This is a genomic window from Nostoc sp. EspVER01 (assembly GCF_034530635.1).
Lineage (GTDB): Bacteria > Cyanobacteriota > Cyanobacteriia > Cyanobacteriales > Nostocaceae > Nostoc.
In genome coordinates this window covers 65,824-89,821 of sequence record NZ_JAVRCS010000007.1, presented here as the reverse complement: position 1 = coordinate 89,821, position 23,998 = coordinate 65,824, and the positions used below count along the sequence as shown (strand labels likewise).

Annotated in this window: 18 protein-coding genes; 11 read left to right on the top strand and 7 right to left on the bottom strand. The window is 41.9% G+C overall.

The window, feature by feature from the left end:
- Nucleotides 1-402 precede the first annotated feature (402 nt).
- The 3 genes from RMX69_RS08420 (at nucleotide 403) to RMX69_RS08410 (ending at nucleotide 3,141) form a co-directional block, all read left to right on the top strand.
- Nucleotides 403-2,082: a tetratricopeptide repeat protein gene (locus tag RMX69_RS08420; RefSeq protein ID WP_289796539.1), complete on the top strand. Its 1,680-nt coding sequence runs from the start codon at nucleotides 403-405 to the stop codon at nucleotides 2,080-2,082.
- 362 nt (nucleotides 2,083-2,444) lie between these two features.
- Nucleotides 2,445-2,807, top strand: a complete 363-nt coding sequence (locus RMX69_RS08415) for a DUF2809 domain-containing protein (protein WP_289799960.1) — start codon at nucleotides 2,445-2,447, stop codon at nucleotides 2,805-2,807.
- A 25-nt stretch (nucleotides 2,808-2,832) separates the two neighbouring features.
- Nucleotides 2,833-3,141, top strand: coding sequence for a hypothetical protein (locus RMX69_RS08410; protein WP_289796538.1), 309 nt, complete (start codon nucleotides 2,833-2,835; stop codon nucleotides 3,139-3,141).
- Here RMX69_RS08410 and cobJ read toward each other — a convergent pair.
- Nucleotides 3,083-4,807, bottom strand: a complete 1,725-nt coding sequence (gene cobJ, locus RMX69_RS08405) for a precorrin-3B C(17)-methyltransferase (RefSeq protein WP_409878031.1) — start codon at nucleotides 4,805-4,807, stop codon at nucleotides 3,083-3,085. The genes RMX69_RS08410 and cobJ overlap by 59 nt on opposite strands.
- Nucleotides 4,808-5,216: 409 nt before the next feature.
- Here cobJ and RMX69_RS08400 point away from each other — a divergent pair, with 409 nt between their 5' ends.
- Nucleotides 5,217-5,420: a helix-turn-helix transcriptional regulator gene (locus tag RMX69_RS08400; RefSeq protein ID WP_322637156.1), complete on the top strand. Its 204-nt coding sequence runs from the start codon at nucleotides 5,217-5,219 to the stop codon at nucleotides 5,418-5,420.
- Nucleotides 5,421-5,481: 61 nt separating this feature from the next.
- Here RMX69_RS08400 and RMX69_RS08395 read toward each other — a convergent pair whose 3' ends face one another.
- On the bottom strand, nucleotides 5,482-5,871 hold the full coding sequence (locus RMX69_RS08395; protein WP_322637155.1) for a hypothetical protein: 390 nt from the start codon (nucleotides 5,869-5,871) through the stop codon (nucleotides 5,482-5,484).
- A gap of 166 nt (nucleotides 5,872-6,037) precedes the next feature.
- On the opposite strand from RMX69_RS08395, the gene RMX69_RS08390 reads away from it, so the two are divergent.
- Entirely contained in the window at nucleotides 6,038-6,739 is a 702-nt protein-coding gene (locus RMX69_RS08390) for a DUF547 domain-containing protein (RefSeq protein WP_322637154.1), read from the top strand.
- Here the strand turns inward: RMX69_RS08390 and RMX69_RS08385 are convergent.
- Nucleotides 6,724-7,479 carry a TIGR04283 family arsenosugar biosynthesis glycosyltransferase gene (locus RMX69_RS08385; protein WP_322637153.1) on the bottom strand — a complete coding sequence of 252 codons (756 nt, stop codon included), beginning with the start codon at nucleotides 7,477-7,479 and terminating at the stop codon, nucleotides 6,724-6,726. The two genes, RMX69_RS08390 and RMX69_RS08385, sit on opposite strands and share 16 nt — an antisense overlap.
- Nucleotides 7,480-7,548: 69 nt before the next feature.
- A complete protein-coding gene (locus RMX69_RS08380; RefSeq protein WP_322637152.1) occupies nucleotides 7,549-8,010 on the bottom strand; it encodes a rhodanese-like domain-containing protein in 462 nt (153 codons plus the stop codon).
- 199 nt (nucleotides 8,011-8,209) lie between these two features.
- Here RMX69_RS08380 and RMX69_RS08375 point away from each other — a divergent pair, with 199 nt between their 5' ends.
- Both RMX69_RS08375 and RMX69_RS08370 read left to right on the top strand, forming a co-directional pair.
- Nucleotides 8,210-9,097: a pirin family protein gene (locus tag RMX69_RS08375; RefSeq protein WP_322637151.1), complete on the top strand. Its 888-nt coding sequence runs from the start codon at nucleotides 8,210-8,212 to the stop codon at nucleotides 9,095-9,097.
- Between the two features lie 766 nt (nucleotides 9,098-9,863).
- Entirely contained in the window at nucleotides 9,864-11,285 is a 1,422-nt protein-coding gene (locus RMX69_RS08370) for a collagen-like protein (RefSeq protein ID WP_322637150.1), read from the top strand.
- A gap of 197 nt (nucleotides 11,286-11,482) precedes the next feature.
- Here RMX69_RS08370 and RMX69_RS08365 read toward each other — a convergent pair whose 3' ends face one another.
- From RMX69_RS08365 to RMX69_RS08355, 3 genes are all read right to left on the bottom strand, one after another.
- Entirely contained in the window at nucleotides 11,483-12,043 is a 561-nt protein-coding gene (locus tag RMX69_RS08365; protein ID WP_322637149.1) for a nitrate transporter, read from the bottom strand.
- Between the two features lie 499 nt (nucleotides 12,044-12,542).
- Nucleotides 12,543-13,718, bottom strand: a complete 1,176-nt coding sequence (locus tag RMX69_RS08360) for a patatin-like phospholipase family protein (RefSeq protein WP_322637148.1) — start codon at nucleotides 13,716-13,718, stop codon at nucleotides 12,543-12,545.
- A 550-nt stretch (nucleotides 13,719-14,268) separates the two neighbouring features.
- Nucleotides 14,269-15,588 carry a dihydroorotase gene (locus tag RMX69_RS08355; protein WP_322637147.1) on the bottom strand — a complete coding sequence of 440 codons (1,320 nt, stop codon included), beginning with the start codon at nucleotides 15,586-15,588 and terminating at the stop codon, nucleotides 14,269-14,271.
- 573 nt (nucleotides 15,589-16,161) lie between these two features.
- Between RMX69_RS08355 and lepB the strand changes: the two genes are divergently transcribed.
- The 4 genes from lepB to RMX69_RS08335 all read left to right on the top strand — a co-directional run bounded on the left by lepB (nucleotide 16,162) and on the right by RMX69_RS08335 (nucleotide 23,899).
- Entirely contained in the window at nucleotides 16,162-16,803 is a 642-nt protein-coding gene (lepB, locus tag RMX69_RS08350) for a signal peptidase I (RefSeq protein ID WP_289796525.1), read from the top strand.
- Nucleotides 16,804-17,067: 264 nt separating this feature from the next.
- Nucleotides 17,068-17,862, top strand: a complete 795-nt coding sequence (locus tag RMX69_RS08345; RefSeq protein ID WP_322637146.1) for an MOSC domain-containing protein — start codon at nucleotides 17,068-17,070, stop codon at nucleotides 17,860-17,862.
- 524 nt (nucleotides 17,863-18,386) lie between these two features.
- Entirely contained in the window at nucleotides 18,387-22,067 is a 3,681-nt protein-coding gene (locus RMX69_RS08340) for an ATP-binding protein (protein WP_322637145.1), read from the top strand.
- The gene (locus tag RMX69_RS08335) at nucleotides 22,064-23,899 is read left to right on the top strand and encodes an EAL domain-containing protein (RefSeq protein ID WP_289796519.1); all 1,836 of its coding nucleotides are present in this window, start codon (nucleotides 22,064-22,066) and stop codon (nucleotides 23,897-23,899) included. The genes RMX69_RS08340 and RMX69_RS08335 overlap by 4 nt, the downstream gene beginning before the upstream one ends.
- Nucleotides 23,900-23,998: the final 99 nt, after the last annotated feature.

Genomic DNA, 23,998 nt, shown 5'->3' with positions numbered 1-23,998 from the left:
TTTAAGTAATATCCAAAAGAGCGAAAGGCTCATTTTATTGTTCTATCTTCAGACAAAATTATTTATTACTTCAGGTAGACAGCGATCATAATAAACTGCAATTTGGCTTATTACCACTGGATATGGTAAATACAGCACTCTTTATCTAAGTCGAGTACACTACATACCATTGGTGTCAACTTAAGCCAAAAACTATATCGGACAGGCGTTTTGCAAATCCCTCACGCCCTCATCCCCTAACCCCTTCTTCCTTGGGGGAAGGGAAATTGAATATCTAACTCCCCTCTCACGATGGGCTACCGATGTACACAAAAGTCTTAAAAACCTTGTTTGATAGGACTTTCCTCGTTTCCAGTCTCTCTGGCAATTGAATATTCAAAAAGAGCTTGAAGAAAAATAATCATGATGTACTTATTTATAGTTTGGGTGCTTATATTCTCTTTAGTCGCTCCTAGCGCGGCGATGTCTGACAACAAGTCGCTTCTCGACGAGAACCTACACCAACACGTCTACACTGAAGTAAAACAGCCATACTACTTAATATCTGGACTTGGCACAATCCACCATCCAGTTTCTACTTCTAATCCCCAAGCCCAAAAGTTTTTCGATCAGGGATTAAATTTAATTTACGCTTTCAATCATGATGAGGCGTTGCGTTCTTTTCAATACGCTGCCAAACTCGATCCGCATTTAGCGATCGCATATTGGGGTGTTGCTTTAGCCTTGGGGCCTAACATTAACTCGCCAATAGACCCCAATCGGGAATTAGCTGCTTACCAAGCGGTACAGCAAGCTTTGGCCGTTTCTACCCAAGCTTCCACCCAAGAACGAGACTACATTACCGCCTTAGCAAAACGTTACTCTCAAGATACCGATGCTGATTTGTATCAACTAGCGGTAGATTACGCCAAAGCAATGGGAAACCTAGTCAAGCGCTATCCTGATGATTTGGATGCAGCGACACTTTACGCTGAAAGCCTGATGGATCTGCATCCTTGGCAGCACTGGACTAAAGATGGTCAGCCACAGCCAGATACAGAAGAAATTGTGGCTATTTTAGAATCAGTTCTCAAACGTAACCCGAATCATGCAGGAGCTAATCATTACTATATCCATGCAGTAGAAGCCTCACCTTCTCCAGAACAGGCCCTTGTCAGTGCTAACCGACTCGGAACTCTAGCACCAGCAGCGGGACACTTGGTACACATGCCAAGTCATATTTATTTTCGTGTGGGAGATTATGAAGGGGCAATGCAGGCAAACAAGCAGGCGATCGCTCAAGATGATATTTACATCAAAAAATATCAAGTCCAGGGCACTTACCCCATGATGTATTACAACCACAACGTACATTTCCTCATGGTGGCTAGTAGCATGGCAGGAAGATATGAAGATGCTCTGAAATCCGCAGAAAAATTAGTTGCAAATGTTACTGCAATTGACCCTTATGTACCAATGCTTGAGGGATTCCTCGGCAGCAAAATGCTGATTCAAACACGCTTTAGTGATTGGGATGCCATCTTAAAAACTCCTGCTCCCGAAGCTAAATTGCCCACTACCTCAGCACTTTGGCATTTTGCTCGCGGTATGGCAAGTGCAGCCACAGGCAAACTTGAAGATGCAGCAAGTGAAAGTCGGGCCTTACTGGCTGCCAAACAGGGAATTTCCACCGAGGCAACTATTGGATTCAGTCCTGCAAGTAATATTTTAGACATTGCCTCAAAAGTTCTAGACGCCAAAATTGCTAGAGAAAAGCATGATTATGAATCTGCCATCCAATTGCTAGAAAAAGCGGTAGTAGCAGAAGATGCCCTAAATTACGTAGAACCACCAGACTGGTACTTTCCGACGCGAGAATCTTTGGGTGCTGTGCTTTTGGCTAAGGGTGACTATAGAGAAGCTGAGAAAGTCTTTCGTGCCGATTTAAAAAAATATCCCCATAATGGACGTTCTCTATTTGGCTTGCAGGCAAGTTTGCAGGCACTAGGCAAAGATGAGGCCGCTCAACTTGTCAAAGCTGAATTGGAGACAGCTTGGAAAGGTGATGTTCGGCAACTTAAGATTGCAACTTTGGTTAATTAGGGAACTCCAAGAAATAAATTATCCAATATTGTGGGGTGGGCAAGATGCCATTGGTGTCAAGTTAAGGCAAATGTCCAAATGTTAAGTGACATAGCAGCAGTGCGTCGGTGTCGCTGACGCACGGCTTTTACCAAGCCCATAGAGCGAGCGTTGATGCTCAACCAAGCAAGCAATAGTTGTAGTTGTGGGTTTTGCAAGAGTGCGCGGGCAAGCTCGCAAGGCGTTGAGATAGAGCTTGCCGACTCACAGACATTGCCTCTACTGGAAACCTACTCAGTAATAATATAATTTTCAACAGAGTCTATCAAAAATTAAAGAAGTTGATAGTCAAAGCAGGAATTTTTTGAACGCTATTGATTGCCATGTTTATCTTCAACAAAAAATATTTCTATCTCACACTTATACTCTTTTTCATAGAAGTATGTATTGCTGTTTTTGTCAATGATAGTTTCATTCGCCCTTTTATCGGTGACGTTTTAGTAGTTATACTAATTTATTGCTTTATCAAAGCTTTTTGGAATATACATTCATCTCTAGTCGCTTTATCAGTTTTTGCTTTTTCTTGTACTATCGAGCTTCTTCAATATTTTAATTTTGTAAATAATTTAGGATTGCAAAAATATAAGATTTTGGCCGTTGCATTAGGAAGTATATTTGATTGGAAAGATATTATTGCTTATGCAATAGGTATCCTAACAATCCTATGGTTTGAAAATAAAACATGATTACTTGAAAGTTGTTAATAGTACAATGTCTAAGCTAATAATAAAAACCGGGGGAAATAAATCCTATCAAAACTTTGTGAGTATCGTTTCAGTTTATAGTCATCAGGAAGGATGGGTGGTTATTCGTGACCATTGGTCAATCGAAAATCAACTTCATTGGGTCAAGGATGTAACTTTAAATGAAGATAACTGTATTCATACTGGCGGTTTTTCGCCAGCTAATTGGGCGATGGTCAGACAGTTTTTAGCCTCTTGGCTGACAGCGCCGATCGCGCCTATTGTTGAGTATAGCGACGCGGCGTATAAACCCAGATATTACCATCGCGGCGTTTGATAGTTCGGGTTTTTGTGGAACCAACAAGAATAATTGTCCGCATATCAGCGCTTGCTGGCGTTAACTGCTCAAGTGCGATCGCTTTTACTGTTTGTCCTGGGCGACCGAGATTTCGGGCCAATACTACTGGTGTATCTGGTGTTCGATGTTGCAGCAAAATATTTCTTGCTTCTGCCAGTTGCCAAGTACGCTCTTTGGAAACAGGATTGTAAAAAGCAATGACGAAATCAGCCTCAGCAGCAGCCGCAATTCGTTGGGCGATCGCAGACCAAGGTTTCAAGATGTCAGAGAGAGAAATAGCACAGAAGTCATGCCCAAGGGGCGCACCAATGGCTGCTGCTGCTGCCTGCATTGCAGAGATGCCTGGGGCCACATGAATGTCGATACTGTCCCATTCTGGTTTAGCATAGCGATCGCACACCTCAAAAACCGCTGTTGCCATTGCATAGATGCCTGGGTCGCCAGATGAAACTACAGCTACATATCGTCCAGATGCAGCCAAATCTAGGGCCATCTTTGCTCGTGCTTCTTCTTCGCGGTTGTCAGATTCATGCCGTTGCTTGCCATCAGCCAGAGAACCAACTAAATCTAAATAAGTTTTATAACCCACTAGGTCAGTTGCCGACTTGAGTATCTCCTTCACTTCTGGAGACATCCACAGCGAACCACCAGGGCCAGTGCCAATAATCGCCAACCGTCCGCGTGGCTGACCGATGGTGTTAGGGTCAATTACTTGAGGGGCAATAGCGATCGCAATGTGGGGAGATGAGAGAGATAAGGGAGATGTGCCTGTGGCGGCGATCGCTGCGGCTTGGGCGGGGCTATAACCTTGTGAAAGTAAGCTTTCTAGCTGATTTGAGGTAAAAAAGCGGGTGGGCACTTTCAAGGCGCTAGCTACGGCGTAGATTGCGGGATCGGCTGCGGCGGTGATGGGTGCAAATATCCCGGCGACTGATGTTTTTTCTAGTTTGGCATCAGCTAGTAGCTGTTGTACTAAAGCAACTGCATCATCAATCATGCCACTAATTGCGATCGCGATCGTTGCTGGGTGGTAAACAAGGCAGTTGGCTGTAGGAGTTACCAAACGTTCTGTAACTTGGATGGTCAAATCTCCCTTGGGATCTATCGGTAATTTACTATCGCTCAACCAAGGTGCTATTCCTTCGAGATTAACTTGCGCCCCAGCTAGCAAATCTGAAATAAATTTCTTCGCATCATCTGGGTTGGCTAAATGGTATCCAGGAGGAGGAGATAACAGCGTTGTGCCCAAACGTAAATCGCCTGTGGTCGTAATTGCAGGTTTGACATCCAGGGCTTCGGCAATGCGACGCGCTAAATCGTTGACTCCACCAAGTCCGCCCAAGAGAGGGACAACAGCACTACCATCTTCAGCCACAGCTAGCACTGGTGGTTCCTGTCGTTTATCCGAGATTACCGGAGCTAACGTCCTAATTAAAATGCCGGCGGCACAAATGCCAATCAGCGGCCTTCCCTGCATAAATAACTCGCGTAGCGTCTCGCCAAAATTTGTAAAGCTGACATCAACTTCCGATGTGCGACCCTCTAAACCGTATAATGTTGCCCCTGGTAAGACGCTGATTATCTTGCGTGCTACTGTCACGCTATTTTGACCTAGTATTACAATGGCAGGTGCAACATTCATCATCATAAATAGATATCTTGCAAAATTTGATATCCTTCAAATGAAACCACAGATTTAGATATGTAGCGACTTCATATTTACAAGCTTGGGGAATTTGTCTACCAAGGACAACTCTTGGAGAGGCTACGCTAACGCCTACGTGCTTCCTGGTTTCAGGATAACTGTTAAAAACCTATTTTGGGTTTATCCTATATTAGGTTTTAGAATTTAACTGAGTTTAGCAATATGGGCGTTGCTGAATTAAGGGATGATTCTTGTGGGATGGGCATCTTGCCCGTCCCTTGTATTTCCGGGCGGGCAGGATGCCCACCCCACAAAAATAGTAAAATCATCCCGCAAATATGCAACCCCGCAATATGTAATAACTCTCATCGAGATCGAATAAACCATCGCCAGAAAAAGGCAAGCTAAAGTGCCTAAATCAGTTTTCAGCGAAGATTACAATCGGTTTCGCCAGTTACTTATAGAAGCGCGGAAAGCTGCAAAGCTCACTCAAACAGAGTTGTCAGCAAAGCTAGAGCTTCCACAATCTTATGTATCAAAGTATGAACGTGGAGAGCGTCGTCTTGACGTGGAAGCGATCGCATTCTCTCAAAAAAGTGCGATCGCTTGTTAAATTAGAGATTAGAACTCCAACCAAAATCCAAAAAATTTCTTCCCTAATCCCCAGTCTCAACTCAATTAGCTTTACGTTCTTTCAGTACTTGATCTAGCAAGTTTCTAGCAGGTTGTGCTTTGGCCAACGCTACTTGATGGTCATTATAAGCACGAACAAGGCGAGAAAGACTGCTCACACCTGTCTTGAGTTGCTCAAGTTCTTCACCAGCAACTAGTTCTCCATCAAGCATCCGCCCAATCAACGGTTTGATATCGCCCACTTCCTGGCGGACTTTTTGGAGCTTTTCTAAAGAACTCAGTAAGGTTTTTAGTGAGTTCAATATATCGTCAATATCTTGGGCATCCTCCACTGGCTCAGGCGGATTTTCAATTGCAATCGTATTTTTGTCTGAAACTGTAGGCAATTCCTCTACAGACGTTTCACTTATAACCCCGTTTGACCGTGCCATCAACGCTTCCTCAAGGAATTTTCCTCAGTGTATCGCTGATTTCAAGTTGCCAAAGATGGTATTGTTATAATTCGTTAAATAAATACTTGTACAAATTCAACTCTACGTTGCGATCGCGAAAGCAAAGAATTCCCTTAGCTACGGCCAACATATAAACACAGCAATAATGATAGATTTTGAACCTTGGGACAGGTTGTTGCGTCAGTATGTCGATCGCCAGGGTCGTGTAAACTATATTGCTTGGAAAACTGAGCAACCTCAAGCGCTAGCTAATTGGTTGTCGAGTCAAAAAAATCTGGCTTTTACATCTAATAGCAACACTTCTGAGCAATTGGCATTGTGGATCAACCTTTACAATGCGTTCACCATTTCGACAATTTTAGAAAGATACCCGCTTGAGTCAATTCGTCCGCGAATCTTAGGCATTCCCAACTGGTTGGCTTTTTTGTGGTTCTTCCAACGTCGTGCTTATTATATATTTGACAAGCATTACAGTTTAGCCCAAATAGAAAACCAGATTCTGCGGAATCAATTGCAGGAGCCACGAATTCATTTTGCAATAGTCTGCGCTTCGGTTGGTTGCCCGTTACTGCGTGCTGGAGCTTATTTTCCTCAACAAGTTACTCAGCAGTTAGATGAAGATACCCGTCGCTTCATTAACAATTCTGAAAAAGTCCGTTATGACTCAGTTAGTAAAACGCTCTACTGTAGCAAAATCTTTAAATGGTATCGTCAAGATTTTCTTAAGGTCAAATCCTCTATTCCAGAATATATCCGCTCTTACCTAGAAACAGACTTGCCAATAAATGCTTCAACGCCGATTTCCTATCTCTACTATGATTGGAGCCTGAATCAGCGAATATCTTGATAAAATTGTTTGAGATAATTTGCATCAACGCCAATTCCCCACAAAAAACCGATGTAAAGGTAGATTGCGTTTGCTTTCCAGCTACCCCATTTTGCTACACGGCGATCTGAAGAGTGAACAATGCGGTTCACCAGATAAATGCGTCCTTTTTTAACCAATTTCAGGCATAAATCTCCATCTTCCATAATCGGTAATGCCTCGTCAAATCCATTGCAATCCCAAAAGTCAGTGCGACGACAAAACATTACCTGATCTCCGAACAACAGGCGCAATCCTCGAAAAAACAGGTGAGGCTTAAATAGCAGTGGTGCGTAGTAGGTTTTTAGATAATTATGTAGAGAGATGCCCCAGCGAGTCGTTTGAGATCCACTCATCAGAGAAATGAACCCCCCACAAGCAATGGTTGGCTCTACTAGGGTTTGCTCGATTACAGTGATTAAGTCATCCGGCACCCAAGTATCTGCATGAAGAAAGCAAAGAATATCTCCAGTTGCAGCCGATGCTCCATAATTCATCTGAATAGAACGCCCACGCTGTTTAGATGAAAGAACTTGTACGCCTAGCGATTGATTGAATGACCCAAAGCATTGCTTTGCAACTGCCACTGTCTCATCATCGCTGCCACCATCTACTACTATCACTTCAAAAGCAGGCGGATTAAGTAAAGTCAATTGGCGCAATGTCCGCTCTAAGCTAACTGCTTCGTTTAAAGTAGGAATGACAATCGAAACTTGAGACATGCAGCATAAGTAGTTTTATCGTTGCTTTTATTCTACTTGCTGAATGTTGACAAGCTCTTAGTCCAAAGGTCAACACTCGTGAGCATGGTAAGTAGCTTTTAGTAATTTTCCCCAGATTGCATTGTAAGGATGTACAACCTTTGTCGGATGCCCATTTTGAAAGATTGGCCTGCCTTGGTTTGCCCACTGAAAAATTCCACCACTCAAGTTATAAATGCACTTAATCCCGGCTTTATCAAGTTTTTGGGCTAATTTTGCGCTTCGGTAGCCAACAGCACAGTAAACAACAATTGGTCTATTTTGGGAAACTGTTGTAACTGCTGTTAAGTCCTCTGTGAGAGGATCTATGCGTACTGCTGTTTCAAGATGACTGACTGCATACTCAGTCTGACTTCGTGCATCTAGTACTAATGGACGAGGCTTTGCAGAATCTAATAGTAATTGAGCTAATTGGTTGCAATTAATTTCCTTAACAGTAGGAAACTGAAATTTGATCAGAAGTTTAAGAAAGTTAAACGTGAGCGATCGCACTTGTCAAAAGACTCTCTGGTTGAGAAACAATACTAACGGGGGCTGTGTTTAATATTTAATAGTAAAAAACGATCGAAGAATAAGCGATCGCACTGGCATAAACTCTCCAAAATAAACAGATAACTCATCCAGATTAGCTTATTTTCAAGTAAATATACTTATAATAATTACAGCATTTACTAATCACCTGCGATTATTTATGGCAATTCTTCAACTGATTGAACCCGAAGTTAAAAATCTGGGTGGTTTTTCTGCCCGCCGCAGTTTGCCATATCCTAATCGCCAAACGGTTGGGCCGTTTATCTTTTTCGATCATCTTGGCCCATCCGTTATGCCCCCCAATCAAGGCATCGATGTCCGACCGCATCCTCATATCAATCTGGCAACCGTAACTTATTTATTTGATGGTGCTTTGATGCATCGCGATAGTTTGGGTACTGTGCAGGAAATCCAACCAGGTGCAGTCAACTGGATGACGGCGGGAAAGGGGATTGTCCATTCAGAACGCTCACCTGACTTTGACCGTCACCAAGAAACTACTATTCATGGCATTCAAACCTGGATCGCCTTGCCTGTTGAACACGAAGAAACAGAGCCAACGTTCATTCACTATCCGGCTGAAATCCTTCCCACTTGGGAAGAGAATGGCGTTATCATCAAACTTATTGCTGGGCAAGCATTTGGCTATACCTCACCTGTAAAAGTTCTCTCACCTATTCTCTATTTAGATGCAGTGTTGTCTGCTAACACCCACTTTACTATCCCTACAGATTATTCACAAAGGGCAGTATATAGTGTTACCGAGGGGTTGAGGATTAATGATGAACCGATGGAGCAATATCGTCTCGCTATTCTAGAGTCAGGCGATCGAGTTGAGGTTTCTGCTACAGATGCTGCTCGATGTATTGTTATTGGCGGTGAGCCGTTAGGTACACGCTACAAATGGTGGAATTTTGTCTCTAGCCGACCAGAGCGAATAGAGCAAGCTAAAGCTGATTGGCGCGACTCTCGTTTTGCGAGCGTGCCAGATGAAACAGAGTTTATTCCACTGCCAGAAGTGGTAACAGAAGCTAATCCTTTTTCATAAGTGTGTCAAAATAATTCGTAATTTATAATTCGTAATTCGTAATTATTTACCCCACGGCTGAAGCCGGGGGCTAAAATGCGGAAAAAATTGTTTTTTTCCATTAATAAATTAAGGGGCTTGTATAGCGTTTCCTAATCATAAAAGGTACATTCTAGTCCCCTCTCGAAGAGCCTACGGTGTACACACAAGTCGAAAAATCCTCTACAGTGAAACTGTCACGCCCACCCATATCCCGCCCAGAACTGAAGTTCTGGGCTGATAGCGAAACTCCACTGAAAGTGGACTAAATAATTAATTCAGTCCACTTTCAGTGGACTTGGGCTATGAGACTCGGAATTCATTCCGAGGCGGGATCAAAACACAGTGCGAGATTCATTAATAAAGAAAGATATAGACTTGTGTGTACACCGTAGCTCGAAGAGCGGGGAGCAGGGTGGTTTCATACAACGAGAGAAAAACTAAAACTGGATTTCAAAGCCTCTCTCCGCTTGCCTAACGGCAGGCTGACGCCAACGGGGAGAGGAATGGAAGTGGGGTCAAAATCTATGGTTATACATGAAGAATCAAGACTTATGTATTTTTCTTTTTTCGTATGAAACCACCCTGCCTCTCGAAGAGCGGGGAGGGGGTTGGGGGTGGGGTTCTTGTACCTCACTTAACGGAGAACCGCTATATCCAGAATTTATTAATTACGAATTACGAATTACGAATTAGTAATTCTTCGGTCAGGATTAGATAATTCAACTAAAGTTTTAGGTGTAACTAGATGCACAATGGTTTTAGGAGTAAGCTGCCACTACTGCTGACATTCTGCTTATTTACTAGCTTTTTGCCTGCCTCTGGTTCAGTTTTATGTCCAGCCGTTGCCTCTGACGAATACTATAAATTAGCCAGAGATTATGGCAGAGATGGACGCACAGGAACCGATGGGCGATCGGGTAGGGACGGTAGCAGCGGTGAAAACCAAAATAGAGTTGTCAATGGTTCACCTGTAAATCTTGACTTGTCGGGTAAAGATGGTGAAGACGGGGAAGACGGTGAAGATGGTTATCAACCTGACTGTGGTTCCCAACGCGGCAATCGCGTCAGCCATGATATAAATGCACCAGATGGTGGTAACGGTGGTAATGGTGGCAAAGGAGGAGATGGGGGAAATGGTGGTTCCCTCACAGTGTATTACAACAATTTGGCAGAATTACGGAATATTTCTGTCCGGGCAACTGGTGGGGAAGGCGGGCGCGGCGGTAGAGGTGGCAACGGTACGGAGGGTTGTAACTGTCACAGACGCAGATGGGAAGTAAAAACCTGCGAGGGAACTCCTGGTAGCCCTGATTATAAGTGTACTGAAAAGGTTTATCGATGTAGCGATGGTAGCGATGGGCGAGATGGCAGCGATGGTAGTGATGGTAGCCAAGGGCGCTTAGGAACTTTGAGTATTGTCAATAGCAAGGAACCTTTGGCAGCTGATACTCCAACTGTGCAGCTAGCAATTTCGGAACTGATAAACAAACAGTTCAAACTCTCCAAGAATAAGTGGAATCAACGCATAGGCGCAGCTTCTCTACTTGCGCCTGGTTCTGCGATCGCCGATGATTATCGAGAGTTTGAACAGCGTCTAGAAGAGGCTTTTCAAATAGTTTGGCAAGAAAGACAACCCATTACCAGCTTTGGCAATCAAGCTGTAACACTAAATTTAACTGATAATAAACAAGTAGAAATTACTTTTTCTGAGGAATTATGGGTTGAAGGTAACAGCAAAAGTGAGGCTAACTTAACAACATTTACCGTTAACCATGCCATTCCCAAAAAAGATGTCACTCGGTTGGCTGTGGCAGAATTTGCCGATGCCGGACAAAATCTCAATTTAAAAATAGTCGATTTGGCAGCCAAGTCTGATGCCATTAATACTCAGTTTCGCGTCAAATTCCGCGCCCAAGATAGCTCGCATGGTTTTTCTGGCTACAAAACTGAATTTGAAGGGGATATTCCCACCGAACTTGTGACTCGTGACTACAACCGTTTTACTCTAGCTTTGGGCAAGCTCAAAATTCCTGACGAAGCTTTACGCCCTGGTGTCAACGTTGATATTGAAGTCGTAGCAACTCGTTCTTTAGGAATACGTTCTGCCAAGCAAACTATTAGCTGGCAGGGTGCAATCCGCAAGGCGGAATTAAAAATTAAAAATTAAAAATTAAAAATGAATACAGCATTAGCATTTCATTGATTTGGAATGGGTGGTTTATTTCCACCGTGTTGTACTAGAAAAGAAAAATTCAGAATCAAGAAGCTGCGCTACCCGCCAGCGATGCACTGAGCCTGTCGAAGTGTCGTACACAATTCATTCTGAATTCTGACTCCTGACTCCTGAATACTGTTCGATAAAGTTTAAGAAGATTTTTTCCCATCTGAAACCATTTGCGAGAGAAGATAGGCTGCGAAATCTAGTAACTGATCCAGCAAAAAGCCAATAATACCGATGTATAAGATTTCCTGGATTATGTAATCAGTATTGCCAGCTTTATAAGCATCCCAGAGGGTGAAGCCAAGTCCTCTTGGGCCTGTTAACATTTCTGTGGCAATAACGATAAACCAGGCTACCCAAATACTAACTTTCAACGCATGAAATATATGAAAAATAGCTACTCGAAAGTTATTATTCTGTCTCTTGAAATGCCGCATCCCTATTGCTGTATTAATAATCATCGTCCAAAGAGTCCCCAGAAAAACTACTACAATAGCAGCCGAGTCGCTCTCTTGAAACGCGATTAGGGCAATAGGTAGCAAAGCGATAGGAGGGATACTATGAGGTATCTGAAATATCAGCCGAAATAGCTGATAAACCATGCTATTTATCCCGATAAAATATCCGATAAAACTACCCAATACAACTGCTGGAATATAACCAACAAATAACCGTTGTAGGCTAGCTAAAATGTCTAAAAACATATTATTTTCTCTGCCTCAGTTCTCATGGAAAACATTCGGGAAATACTGCGGCAACAACACAAAACAGGGCTGAGAAAAATGTATTGAATTACACATTCTATTTTGTTGCTAAAAGATTTTTTATATCTTCTCCTCGTTAATTACTAATTAAAAAACTTAGGTATTATTACGATGTGATAGTAGTAGTACAAAGAAGAGGTAAAGCTTGACTTGACTAAACTTTATCAGAAAAGCAAATTTTAATTAGTAAATTAAATACAATTTCTAGAATTTATCAAAGAAGGCAGTTATTGCTAGAGCTTACGTGCGTAGTTTACCGCACTTCTCTACGAGACGCTCCGCGAACGGCAAGGCTCAGTGACCACCGTAGGCATCGCTCCTTGATTATCTAAGCTGATGCAACGAGCCAGAAAAAGTCTTGAACGGCATGTAAAAATCAATTGGTTGGGGTTTGAATACCCATCCAATTGTAGACAGTTGTAAATAATGACACAGTTCGCTAGTTATCTTTAATAAAAGATGCGATCGCCTTTTTTATCGGAGAACCGGAATCGTCTCTTGTGTAATACGTAAGACCCTGATCGATGAATGCAGAGGTAGTATCTATTAACTGCTGAAGAATCTCGGAATTAGTATTATCTATTTCTTCAGTGACTTTTTCCCCTGTAAATTTATTTTTCCGCTCTTCTGGAGGTAAGACAATGCGAGGATCTTTATAAGTCTCTTTTGGCTTAGGTTTAAATGTCTCATTTAAGTCAAACTGAAGACGTAAGTAACGTTTAGACTCATATCCACCCATAATTTGTCGGCAAATCGTACTATCAATCTCAGATGTAGGTTCCATGAATATGTTAGTAAGATTTTTGATCCAGTCTAAGCCTCTCCATTTGCTGATTTGCTTATATTGATATGGTTGACCAGTTTGACCTGTGCCAATAGAAAGAATAGAAATATCTTCCAATCGCAGATTATCTAGTTTATATTGTTGCTTGATTTCTGGAGATACTGAAGACTGACTAATCCTCATCACTAAACTCAAAGCTGCAAGAGCAGGGTTATTAGCAGAAACTCCTCCATCAATGTGTGGAAATTCCCAGTCACCAAATTTTTGTTTATCTACAGGTTCTAATTTATATGGTGGAAAAAAAGTAGGCGCTGAGGCAGAAGCGGTACATATTTCCCATAAATAGCAGTCATCGTACCATCTGTCTCCTAAATCGGGATGACAATTTGTAAAAAAGGTGGTGTTGCGATATAGCGTATCGTAAGCAAGAATCAAAAGAATGGGTTTTTCGATATCCTTGATTCTTGTGGATTTATAGGCATCTTTGAGTACGCTAGTAATTCCATCATGAGAATATTTAGATGGAGAAAATACCTCAATAATTGATTTGATGATGGACGGAAAGTTTTTGTAGCGCTCTTTGATCTCCAGAGGGAATATATCTTTACCTCTATTTTTATACATTCTAATGAGTTCATCGCTCTCATTTCCGAGAGCAATTCCTCCTGCTAATATTGAACCAGTAGAAGTACCAGCAACCATGTCAAAATATTCGTGTAAAAACTCTCCTTTTCCCTGATTTCTAATTTCTTGTTCTACTTGTTGAAGTATTCGTGCTGCAACAACTCCACGAATACCGCCACCGTCTAAAGCCAAAATTCTGAAGGACATAAGCAATTCTCTTTGATTATTTTTCTGTGGACAAGCATCATGAGATGAATCACAATACGGTTCCATTAGCTTGTTTACTCTTATCCGACTTATCCGACTTATCCGACTGGAAGAATACCTAAGTTTTTTTTAATGAAGTGCCTTCTCTACGAGACACTACGTATAGCTTGCTTTTGCGTAGAGGGGGTATGCCTAGGATTGGTGTTAACTTAACGTGAAAGCCATCTTAGAAGCAGCTTTTAGATATTGTTTCATTCCCAGTCTCCGACTGGAAATTCCGTCCTAGAGGCTCCGCCTCCCTCAACACTGTTCGGTTAAGGCAAGAGACGCGATAAATCGCCGTCTCTACAATAGTCAATCTTTCGTAGAGACGGCGATTTATCGCATCTTTGTGATGATTTAACTTGAAACACTTAGAAATCCAGCAAATTTCTACGTTGTGAGGTACAGAAATACCCCACCTGCACAATCTGGCATGAAGGTTGGGGAGGAATATATCTTATGTAGTTGCTGTAAATTCAGGGTTTTAGTAAGGTTAAATAAATATTTGCTACAAGAAAGTTAAAGCTTGACCCCGCACTTGCGTATTTACCTGGCCTTTGTCATAAACTATTTCACCGCCGACAATGGTGGTTTTAGCCCAGCCAGTCAGGTTCCAGCCTTCAAAGGGACTCCAATGGCATTTGGTTAAAAGTTCCTCACGCTGGACTGGGCGGTATGTATTTAAATCTACAAGCACCAAATCGGCATCGTAACCAGGGGCGATCGCTCCCTTATTAGGAATACCATAAGCCACAGCTACAGCTTTAGACATCCAGTTCACAACTTGAGCAACGGTACACTTGCCCTCCATCGCCGCAGTTAACATCAAAGCGAGGGAAGTTTCTACCCCAGGCATTCCTGAAGGGCTATTGGGATATTCTTGAGCTTTTTCTTCTAAGGTGTGTGGCGCGTGATCTGTGGCAATGAAATCAATCACGCCATCGCGCAAAGCTTGCCAGAGAACTTCGTTATCGTGGGGCGATCGCAAAGGTGGATTCATCTGTGCTAATGTGCCAATTGTTTCATAAGCACTAGTATTTAATAACAAATGCTGTGGTGTCACCTCTGCTGTCACCCAAGTCGGTTTCTCCTGACGCAGCAAATCTGCTTCTTCGGCAGTTGACATGTGGAGAATATGCAGACGACGTTGATATTTTTGAGAAAGTTTTAATGCTAGTTGGGTTGCCAGCAACGCCGCTTGATTATCTTGAATTTGCGAGTGAACGGCTGGATCGTGAATGTTGGCAAATTCTTGGCGGCGTTGGTTGATTCTAGCTTGGTCTTCAGCATGAACGGCAATTAAGCGATCGCCTTTAGCAAATATCGCCTCCAATGCTGTTTCACCATCAATCAACAACTGACCATGCATCGACCCCATGAAAATCTTAATTCCCGGTGTTGGCTTTGCTAAAAGCAAATCTGGTAAATTCTCTGCTGTCGCCCCAATAAAAAAGCCATAATTAACTAAGGATTTGTGTGAGGCCCGTTCTAGCTTGTCGTCTAAAGCCTGTTGTGTCGTAGTTAGGGGGCGCGTATTGGGCATTTCTAAAAAAGAAGTGACTCCCCCTTTAGCACAGGCACAACTGGCGGTGAATAAATCTTCTTTGTGTTCTAGTCCAGGTTCGCGGAAATGCACCTGCGGATCGATAACTCCTGGCAACAAAGTTAAGCCTTCTGCGTCAATCTCAGTGGCTAGTGCTGTTTGGGAGATTTCTGGCGCAACTTCGACTATTTGGCGATCGCGCGTCAACACATCTCCAACCATCAGTTCACCATTGGGTAAGATTATGCGAGCGCGGCGAATCAGTAACATTTTTGGAGATGACATAGGGATAACCAAGTTTAAACAGCGAGCTATGTATTACAGAGAACCATGCTTTTAGGTTAAACTTATTCGCGATCGGAGTAACCAATTTTTGCCGCGCCTTAAAAAAAAGTTTATTTTTAACAAGAGAGGCAGCAGGAGTTTAAGTCCCCCACAAAATCTCCGATTTGGTGGACTGGAATTAGATAGGGGTGAACGCGAGAGCGTCTTATATAAGACCTCTTGCATAAATCAAAAATAAGAAAGAACCCCACCCCGCCAAAGCTACGCTTTGTCTCCCCTCCCCGTTTACGGGGAGGGGTTGGGGGTGGGGTGTTAGGGACTTTTGTAAGAGGTCTATAGAAGCCTGATCTAAATTCAAACCTCCTACCCCCTGTTTGGTTGTTGAGTTTCAACTACGCTCAACTGCCGCGTAGTCGAAACACTGCCCCCTGCCTCCTTCCCAATCCACAATCTCAAATTGGTAGTCAAGATGCAAACATAACTAGGAAATTCAAATTTTCCCGTTAAGATCAACAGATAAAGTCTCACTAGGTGAGTTAATTACCTACATCTTTCGTTAAGTTAAGTAATTTCATGCATAATCAAGTGTCTGATAACAACTCTAGTCAACAACCTGATAATTCTTGGATCGCAGAGCTAGGTAGAACAATTGTATTGAGCATTGTTCTAGCTCTAGGAATTCGTACCTTTGTTGCTGAAGCACGCTGGATTCCTTCTGGTTCAATGGAACCGACTTTGCATGGTACACCAAACCAGTGGGAGGCAGACAAAATTATTGTCGATAAGTTGAAGTATAAATTTGCCGATCCGCAGCGGGGAGACATAGTAGTATTTTCCCCGACGAAAGAGCTGCAAAAAGAACAATATCAAGATGCTTTTATTAAACGTATAATTGCCTTACCTGGAGAAAAAATACAACTTAAGGATGGCAAAGTCTATATCAACAACAAACCTCTCCCAGAAGCCAATTACCTCGGTTCTGGGCAGACTACGGTTATTGATGTTTGCCAATCAGGGCCACAGCCACCTTTTTTGGCCAAACCCCAGACTATACCAGCCGATTCATATTTAGTACTGGGTGATAATCGTAACAGTAGTTATGATAGTCGCTGCTGGGGTGTTGTCCCCCGCCAGAATATTATTGGACGTGCTGTAGTTCGCTTCTGGCCTTTAAATCATGTTGGCGGCATCGATAAATCGCCAGTATATCCATAATTAACAAACAATATTGCTCAAATAGCTCATTAACAAAAGAATTTTAGATTTTAGATTGGGGACTACTAAATCACCAATCTAAAATCCAAAATCCGTCTTGAAAATTTTAGTTCGCTCTTTGCGAGATACTGCGACTTTTCGCCAAATCTCAAATCCAAATATTGCTATGACCGAAAACGAAAAGGATGAACTTTGAATTTTGAATTTTGAATACTTCGACAAGCTCAGTACAAGTTTTGAATTTTGAATTCGGAGCAAAGCGACGTGACGCCTTACCTAGCTAAGATTTTACTGTATCCAGTTAAATCACTGGATGGTGTTGAAGTTGAGAGCGCTAGAGTTCTTGCCAGTGGCGCACTACAGTATGACCGCGAGTTTGCCATTTTTGACGAACAAGGTAGATTTGTCAATGGCAAGCGTCATGCTAAAATCCATTTAATAAGGGCACAATTTGCACTCTTAAATAGAACTATCTCGTTGCAAATCCCCGATCGCAACTTAGAACAAATTTTTCATCTGGATGAGGAACGGCAAGCATTAGAGGCAGCTTTGAGTGATTATTTTGAGTTTGCTGTCACATTGGGACAAAACTCTTTGATGGGTTTTCCTGACGATACACACTCACTTGGCCCAACGGTAATTAGTACGGCCACATTGGCAGAGGTCGCTTCTTGGTTTCCTGGTTTAAGTGTAGATGAAATGCGCCGTCGGATGCGTGCCAACATCGAGATCGATGGCGTCCCAGCATTTTGGGAAGATCGGCTATTTAGCGAACAAGGTGATTTAGTCTTTTTTCGAGTGGGAGATGTAGACTTTTTTGGGGTTAACCCATGTCAGCGTTGTATAGTCCCAACACGCAATTCTTACTTAGGGGAAGCTTACCCAAACTTTCAAAAAATCTTTACAACCCAGCGACAAGCAACTTTGCCAAATTGGGTTGCTTCATCGCCTTTTAATCACTTTTATCGATTGAGTATCAATACTCAACTACCCCCATCATCAGCCGGAAAAGTTTTACAAATCGGTGATGAAGTTGACACAAATGTAGAACAAAGTTAATATTTTGTAAAAATAGAAAATACAAAGTAAATTTTCTTGGATTTTTTTTGTTTATGCTGTGTATTTGCATAACAATTCTAAAATTGCTGTAATTAAATATAAGTTATTGTACAAGTCCAGGGGTTTCCAGACCAGAAAATCAACACGTCAGCAATTAAAAATTAAATTTAAGATTAGGTGCTAATGGCAACCTGAATTTTAGAATGGCATACTGGAGCTTATTGGTTAAATTTCAGTTCATCTGAGAAAATTTGTGGAAATATCGCCAGATAAAACTGAGAAAATTCAGGTGCGATCGCGTACCCACGTTGACGATTTATATAGTGGACTACTCCTGTACAAAGGTTGAAAATTAGGCGTTGGAGGAAGTCAGCCAGTCAAACAATTATAAGTATTTCGTACTATTTTATACTAAAAATATAAAATTTTCATAAAGAGCGATGTCTGCCGTAATTATACTTATATAGAATGTAGCTAGCACGGCAAAATGCACCTAGTAGATGCTGGGGAAGAATAAAACTACAATGTTATCCAAACTTCAGCCCGTCAAATCATTTAATCGCTTAGTTGGCAAAGTTTATGCCAAGATGCCCCTGAGATATGTTCTGATTGTGCCCTTTATCTTGCAAATTTGTGGTGCGGTGGGACTTGTGGGCTATCTTTCGTATCAAAACGGCCAAAAAGCGGTAAGGGAGCTTGCTACTCAATTAGAAAATGAAATCTGCGATCGCATTGAACAGCATCTCGATAGCTATTTAACAACTCCGAAGCAAATTAATCAAATCAACTTAGATGCAATTGAGCTAGGTTTGCTCAACCTTTCGGACTTTCAAACCACCGGCAATTACTTTTGGAAACAAATGCAGGTTTTCAATGTTGGCTACAACAGCTTTGCCAATCCCAAAGGTGAATTTATTGGTGTTGAGCGTCTAGATAATGACCAGTTCTTAATTAATGAAGTTAGTGCCAAGCATGGTGTAGGCAAACTCTATGTTTATCCTACAGACAAACAGGGAAATCGCCGCCATTTACAGGAAGTTAAAAATTACGATCCTCGCTCAGAAGCTTGGTATACAGATCCAGTCAAGATCGGCAAACGAGTTTGGAGTCAAATTTATCAATGGGAAGATAAACCAGAAGTTTTATCCATATCTTCCAGCTATCCTGTTTACGATAAAAATCGCAAATTCGTTGGGGTGATTAGTGTTGATTTGCTTTTGTCACAAATTGGCAAGTTTTTAGCTAAGTTAAAGGTCAAAGAGTCGGGTAAAACTTTTATTTTAGAGCGTTCTGGGTATATAGTGGCTTCTTCTACTAGCGAGCCACCATATACGATCGTTAATGGTAAAGGAAAACGTCTATCAGCATTAGATAGTCAAAATCCTTTAATTAAACTCACAACACAGTCTTTAATCGAACGCTTTGGCAGTCTTAAGTTTGTTGTGGGCAAGCAACAACTAAGTTTTACCGCCGATAGAATGCGTTATTTTGTACAGGTAAAAAGCTGGAAGGACGAACTGGGTTTAGATTGGCTAATTGTGGCGGTGATTCCCGAAGGCGAATTTATGCAGCAAATTAATGCCAACACCCGCATCACTATTTTGCTGTGCATAGTGGCTTTTTTAGTAGCTACAAGAATTGGGATTTTGACTGCTCGTTGGGTAATTAAGCCAATTTTGCAATTAAACAGATCGGCGAAGAAAATTGCTCAAGGTGAATGGGAGGAAACACCAGATATTCAGCGTTCCGATGAACTGGGGGAACTAGCCAAATCATTTGAAACTATGGCAAAGCAACTACAAGCATCCTTTAGTGCTTTAGAAGCAAAGAATGCCGAGATGCAAGTTTTAAATGAGGCGCTATTTCATAATCAGAGTCAGCTAACTCAATTTTTAGAAGCCATACCGGTCGGTATCTTTATCATCGATGCTGAAGGTAAACCTTATTATACAAATCAGATTGGGCAGCAAATTCTCGGTCAAGGAGCGATGTCTAACGACAAGCCGCTAGGCGTCTACGCAGAAGTTACAGTCGAAGAATTGCCAGAGATATATCAAGCTTACCTCGCCGGCACAAATCAACTTTATCCCAGCGATCGCTTGCCGATTTTGAGAGCATTGCTTGGGGAAAGCATCAGAGTTGATGATATGGAAATTCGCCGTTGTGGCAAGATTACTCGCATTGAGGTTTTAGGAAAGCCAATTTATGATGAATCGGGAAATGTGGCTTTTGCGATCGCCACATTTTTTGATATCACCCAACGCAAACAAACAGAAAAGCTATTAGCAGAATACAATCGCACCTTAGAGGCTCAAGTAAAAAAACGTACTGAAGAGTTCCAACAAGTTATCGAGCAACTGCAAACCACCCAAGAAGAACTGATTGAATCGCAAAAAATCGCTGCACAAGAACAACAAGCAGCCATTCGGGAAGCGGCGCGAAGTGCTGCCGCCAATCTCGCCAAAAGCGAATTCCTGGCTAACATGAGCCACGAACTGCGTACCCCACTCAATGCCATTCTTGGTTTTACCCAAGTCATGAGTCGAGATTATTCGCTATCTAGCGAACATCAAGAAAACTTGGCAATAATTAATCGTGCTGGCGAACATCTACTTAAATTAATTAACGACATTCTCGAAATGTCTAAAATCGAAGCTGGCAAAATCACCTTAAATTCCAGCAGCTTTGACTTAATTCACCTGTTGAAGAACTTAGAGGAGATGTTGCACTTACGTGCTGCATCTAAAAATTTAGAATTACTGTTTGAATATGCGCCAGATATTCCTAAATACATAGAAACTGACGAAAATAAATTGTGTCAAGTATTGCTCAACCTCTTGGGAAATGCGATTAAATTTACCGATAAAGGGAGTGTGACGCTACGGGTGAGAGTGGGAGTAGGGGAGCAGGGGGGCAGCACTTCGGCTACGCTCAGTGACCGAGGAGCAGGGGGGCAGGGGAGCAGAGGAGCAGAGGAGCAAGAGGAGCAAAATCTTTCTTATCCATCTCTTCTTTTCTTCGAGGTACAAGATACTGGCTGTGGTATTGCCCCACAAGAACTTGACTTGCTGTTTGAGGCTTTTGAGCAAACTGAAATCGGCAGAAAATTCCAACAAGGGACGGGACTGGGTTTAGCGATTAGCCGTAAATACGTGCAACTGATGGGAGGAGATATTAGTGTCAGCACTACGCCTGGTGTGGGTAGTACATTCGCCTTTGATGTTCAGATTGCTCTAACTTGCCCCAGAGAAATCCCGATCAACCAAATTAAATCACAAATTAGAGCTTTAGCACCTAGTGAAAAGGTATACCGCATCCTAGTAGTTGACGATTCCAAAGAAAGCCGTATATTGCTAGTTAAAATTCTCACATCTCTTGGCTTTGAAGTTAACGAAGCTACAGATGGTAGTGAAGCGATCGCTAGTTGGGAATCTTGGCAACCACACTTGATTTTTATGGATATGCGAATGCCAGTTATGGACGGTTACGAAGCTACAAGAATTATTAAAGCTAGAGAAATCGGGCATGGGACAGCCAATACGTCGCGGAGGTTCCCAAAATTGAAACAACTGGTGTCATCGGGGAGCCAGTACCTTGGAGAAGAGTTAACCGATTCAGGCGAGGGTGAGGTTCTGAAGGTTGTACGCAAAGAGTCTTCCGCAGCAGAAACAACTGGTGTTATCGAAAATGATACTTCTAGTGCGTCCACTTTGCGATCGCGGCCAACAGCCTTGGCTCCCCCTTACGACTTCTCTAGAACAATGCCAGATCCCTCCAATACAAATACAATCATTATTGCCCTAACTGCTAGCGCCTTTGAAGAAGAACGCCAGAAAATTTTGTCCATTGGCTGTGATGATTTTATTCGCAAGCCATTCAAACAGGAAGTATTATTGGAAAAACTGAGCAAACATCTGGGTTTAAAATATACCAATCAACTAGAAACTACAAATACAGTAGTTGTCGATCAAGCTACACAGATTTTTGTAAGTGTTGCCGAACTCCTGGGGCATTTATCACAAATGTCACCTGAGTGGCTCCAACAGATTCACTATGCCGCAGCCAGCTGTAGCGATGAACTGATTTTAGAGTTACTCAAGCAAATTCCATCAGATAATGCTCAAGTTTTCCAAGTTCTCAGGGATTTAGCAAATAACTACCAGTTTGAGAAAATCATGGAATTGACTACAACAAACTTAGAATGAATTACGAGCATTTAGACCCTAATAAAAAAGATATTTTGATCATTGATGATATGGCGGATAACCTCCGGGTTTTATCCTCCATATTGACAAGGGAAGGGTATAACGTTCGTAAAGCTTTAAACTGGCAAATGGCACTGACAGCAACTCAAACATTATTACCTGATTTGATTCTACTCGATATCATGATGCCAGAAGTAGATGGGTATGAAATTTGCCAGACCTTTAAAGCTTGGGATCTAACAGCCGATATCCCAGTAATTTTTATTAGCGCTTTAGATGATGTTTTTGACAAAGTTAAAGCCTTTAAAGTCGGTGGTGTAGACTATATCACCAAACCTTTTGAGTTTCAAGAAGTTTTAGTGCGCGTGCAAAATCAACTGGCATTGAGATCGGCGCGATTAGAAATATTGAAACTAAATGTTGAACTGGAACATCGGGTAAAACAGCGGACTGGAGAGCTAGAAAAAACTCTCCAAAAACTCCAACAAGAAATAGATTCCCGTCAGAAATTGCAAAGTCAACTGCTAGATATAGCACTGCATGATTCCTTGACTGGATTATCAAACCGAGTTTTATTTATTAGGCGACTAGAAAATGCTCTAAATCGCGCGAAACAAGAATCCAATTATCAGTTTGCAGTGCTTTTTTTGGACTGCGATCGCTTCAAAGTTGTCAATGATTCCCTTGGTCATCCGGTAGGAGATGAATTGCTGATAGCCATCGCTCAACGCTTACAAGCATGTATCATACCTATTGATACCTTGGCACGATTGGGTGGGGACGAATTTGGAATTCTCTTAGAAAATATCACAGATATCAATATAGCAATCCAAGTTGCAGAAAGGATTTTGCAACAGTTATCACTTGCTTTTCAACTGTCCAGATATGAAGTATTTATGAATGCCAGTATTGGCATTAGTTGGGGCAATAAAGATTACGATCGGCCAGAGTATTTGCTGCGAGATGCTGATACGGCAATGTATCGGGCTAAGGCTCAAGGAAGGGCTAACTATCACGTTTTTAATCCAGCGATGCATCAGGAAGCTATTCAGCTTTTAGAGTTGGAAAATGACCTGCGGAGGGCTGTAGAAAGGCGAGAATTCCTCGTTTACTATCAGCCAATTATTTCCCTGGTTACAGGTAGAATTTCTGGATTTGAAGCCTTGGTGCGCTGGCAACATCCGATTCGTGGTTTGATTTCTCCCATAGAATTTATTCCTGTAGCCGAAGAAACAGGTTTAATTAATGCCATCAATACTTGGGTATTACAATCAGCTTGTCATCAATTAAGCATCTGGCAACATTATCCAGTGACACCAGAACCTCTAACTATGAGTGTCAATTTGAGTGCAAGGTTATTTTTACAGCCAAATTTGGTAGAACAAATTGACCGAATAATTTATGAACATAAAATAAATCCGGCATATTTAGAATTAGAAATTACCGAAAGTGTAATTATGGAAAATACCGATGCAATCAAAATAATTCTTGAACAACTAAAACAGCGAAAAATTAAGTTAATTATGGATGACTTTGGTACAGGATATTCCTCTTTAAGTTATCTGCACAGCTTTCCTTTGAATGCACTCAAAATTGATAAATCCTTTGTCAAACGGATGCAGGATAACAAAGAGAATATGGGGTTAGTACCAGCAATGATTGGCATTGCCAACTCAATGGGGATGAGTGCGATCGCTGAAGGTGTCGAAACACAAGAACAGTTAGCCCAATTGAGAAGTTTAAACTGTAATTTTGCTCAAGGATATTTATTTTCTAAACCCATAGAACAACGACTGGTTATTGAGTTGCTCACCTCAGCACCTCAATGGTAGCTATCAAGTAGCACCTGGAAAAAACTTAATTGTTGATCCTTGGCTAGATAATCTGTGAGTGCTAGCTACTATAATCCTTACAGCAGTTTATCAGATTGC

Excerpts from the sequence above, each read along its gene's own strand:
- RMX69_RS08420 (WP_289796539.1), top strand. The coding sequence starts at position 403 with ATGATGTACTTATTTATAGTTTGGGTGCTTATATTCTCTTTAGTCGCT.
- RMX69_RS08415 (WP_289799960.1), top strand. The coding sequence starts at position 2,445 with ATGTTTATCTTCAACAAAAAATATTTCTATCTCACACTTATACTCTTT.
- RMX69_RS08410 (WP_289796538.1), top strand. The coding sequence starts at position 2,833 with ATGTCTAAGCTAATAATAAAAACCGGGGGAAATAAATCCTATCAAAAC.
- cobJ (WP_409878031.1), bottom strand. The coding sequence starts at position 4,807 with ATGATGAATGTTGCACCTGCCATTGTAATACTAGGTCAAAATAGCGTG.
- RMX69_RS08395 (WP_322637155.1), bottom strand. The coding sequence starts at position 5,871 with ATGGCACGGTCAAACGGGGTTATAAGTGAAACGTCTGTAGAGGAATTG.
- RMX69_RS08390 (WP_322637154.1), top strand. The coding sequence starts at position 6,038 with ATGATAGATTTTGAACCTTGGGACAGGTTGTTGCGTCAGTATGTCGAT.
- RMX69_RS08385 (WP_322637153.1), bottom strand. The coding sequence starts at position 7,479 with ATGTCTCAAGTTTCGATTGTCATTCCTACTTTAAACGAAGCAGTTAGC.
- RMX69_RS08375 (WP_322637151.1), top strand. The coding sequence starts at position 8,210 with ATGGCAATTCTTCAACTGATTGAACCCGAAGTTAAAAATCTGGGTGGT.
- RMX69_RS08370 (WP_322637150.1), top strand. The coding sequence starts at position 9,864 with ATGCACAATGGTTTTAGGAGTAAGCTGCCACTACTGCTGACATTCTGC.
- RMX69_RS08365 (WP_322637149.1), bottom strand. The coding sequence starts at position 12,043 with ATGTTTTTAGACATTTTAGCTAGCCTACAACGGTTATTTGTTGGTTAT.
- RMX69_RS08360 (WP_322637148.1), bottom strand. The coding sequence starts at position 13,718 with ATGTCCTTCAGAATTTTGGCTTTAGACGGTGGCGGTATTCGTGGAGTT.
- RMX69_RS08355 (WP_322637147.1), bottom strand. The coding sequence starts at position 15,588 with ATGTCATCTCCAAAAATGTTACTGATTCGCCGCGCTCGCATAATCTTA.
- lepB (WP_289796525.1), top strand. The coding sequence starts at position 16,162 with ATGCATAATCAAGTGTCTGATAACAACTCTAGTCAACAACCTGATAAT.
- RMX69_RS08340 (WP_322637145.1), top strand. The coding sequence starts at position 18,387 with ATGTTATCCAAACTTCAGCCCGTCAAATCATTTAATCGCTTAGTTGGC.
- RMX69_RS08335 (WP_289796519.1), top strand. The coding sequence starts at position 22,064 with ATGAATTACGAGCATTTAGACCCTAATAAAAAAGATATTTTGATCATT.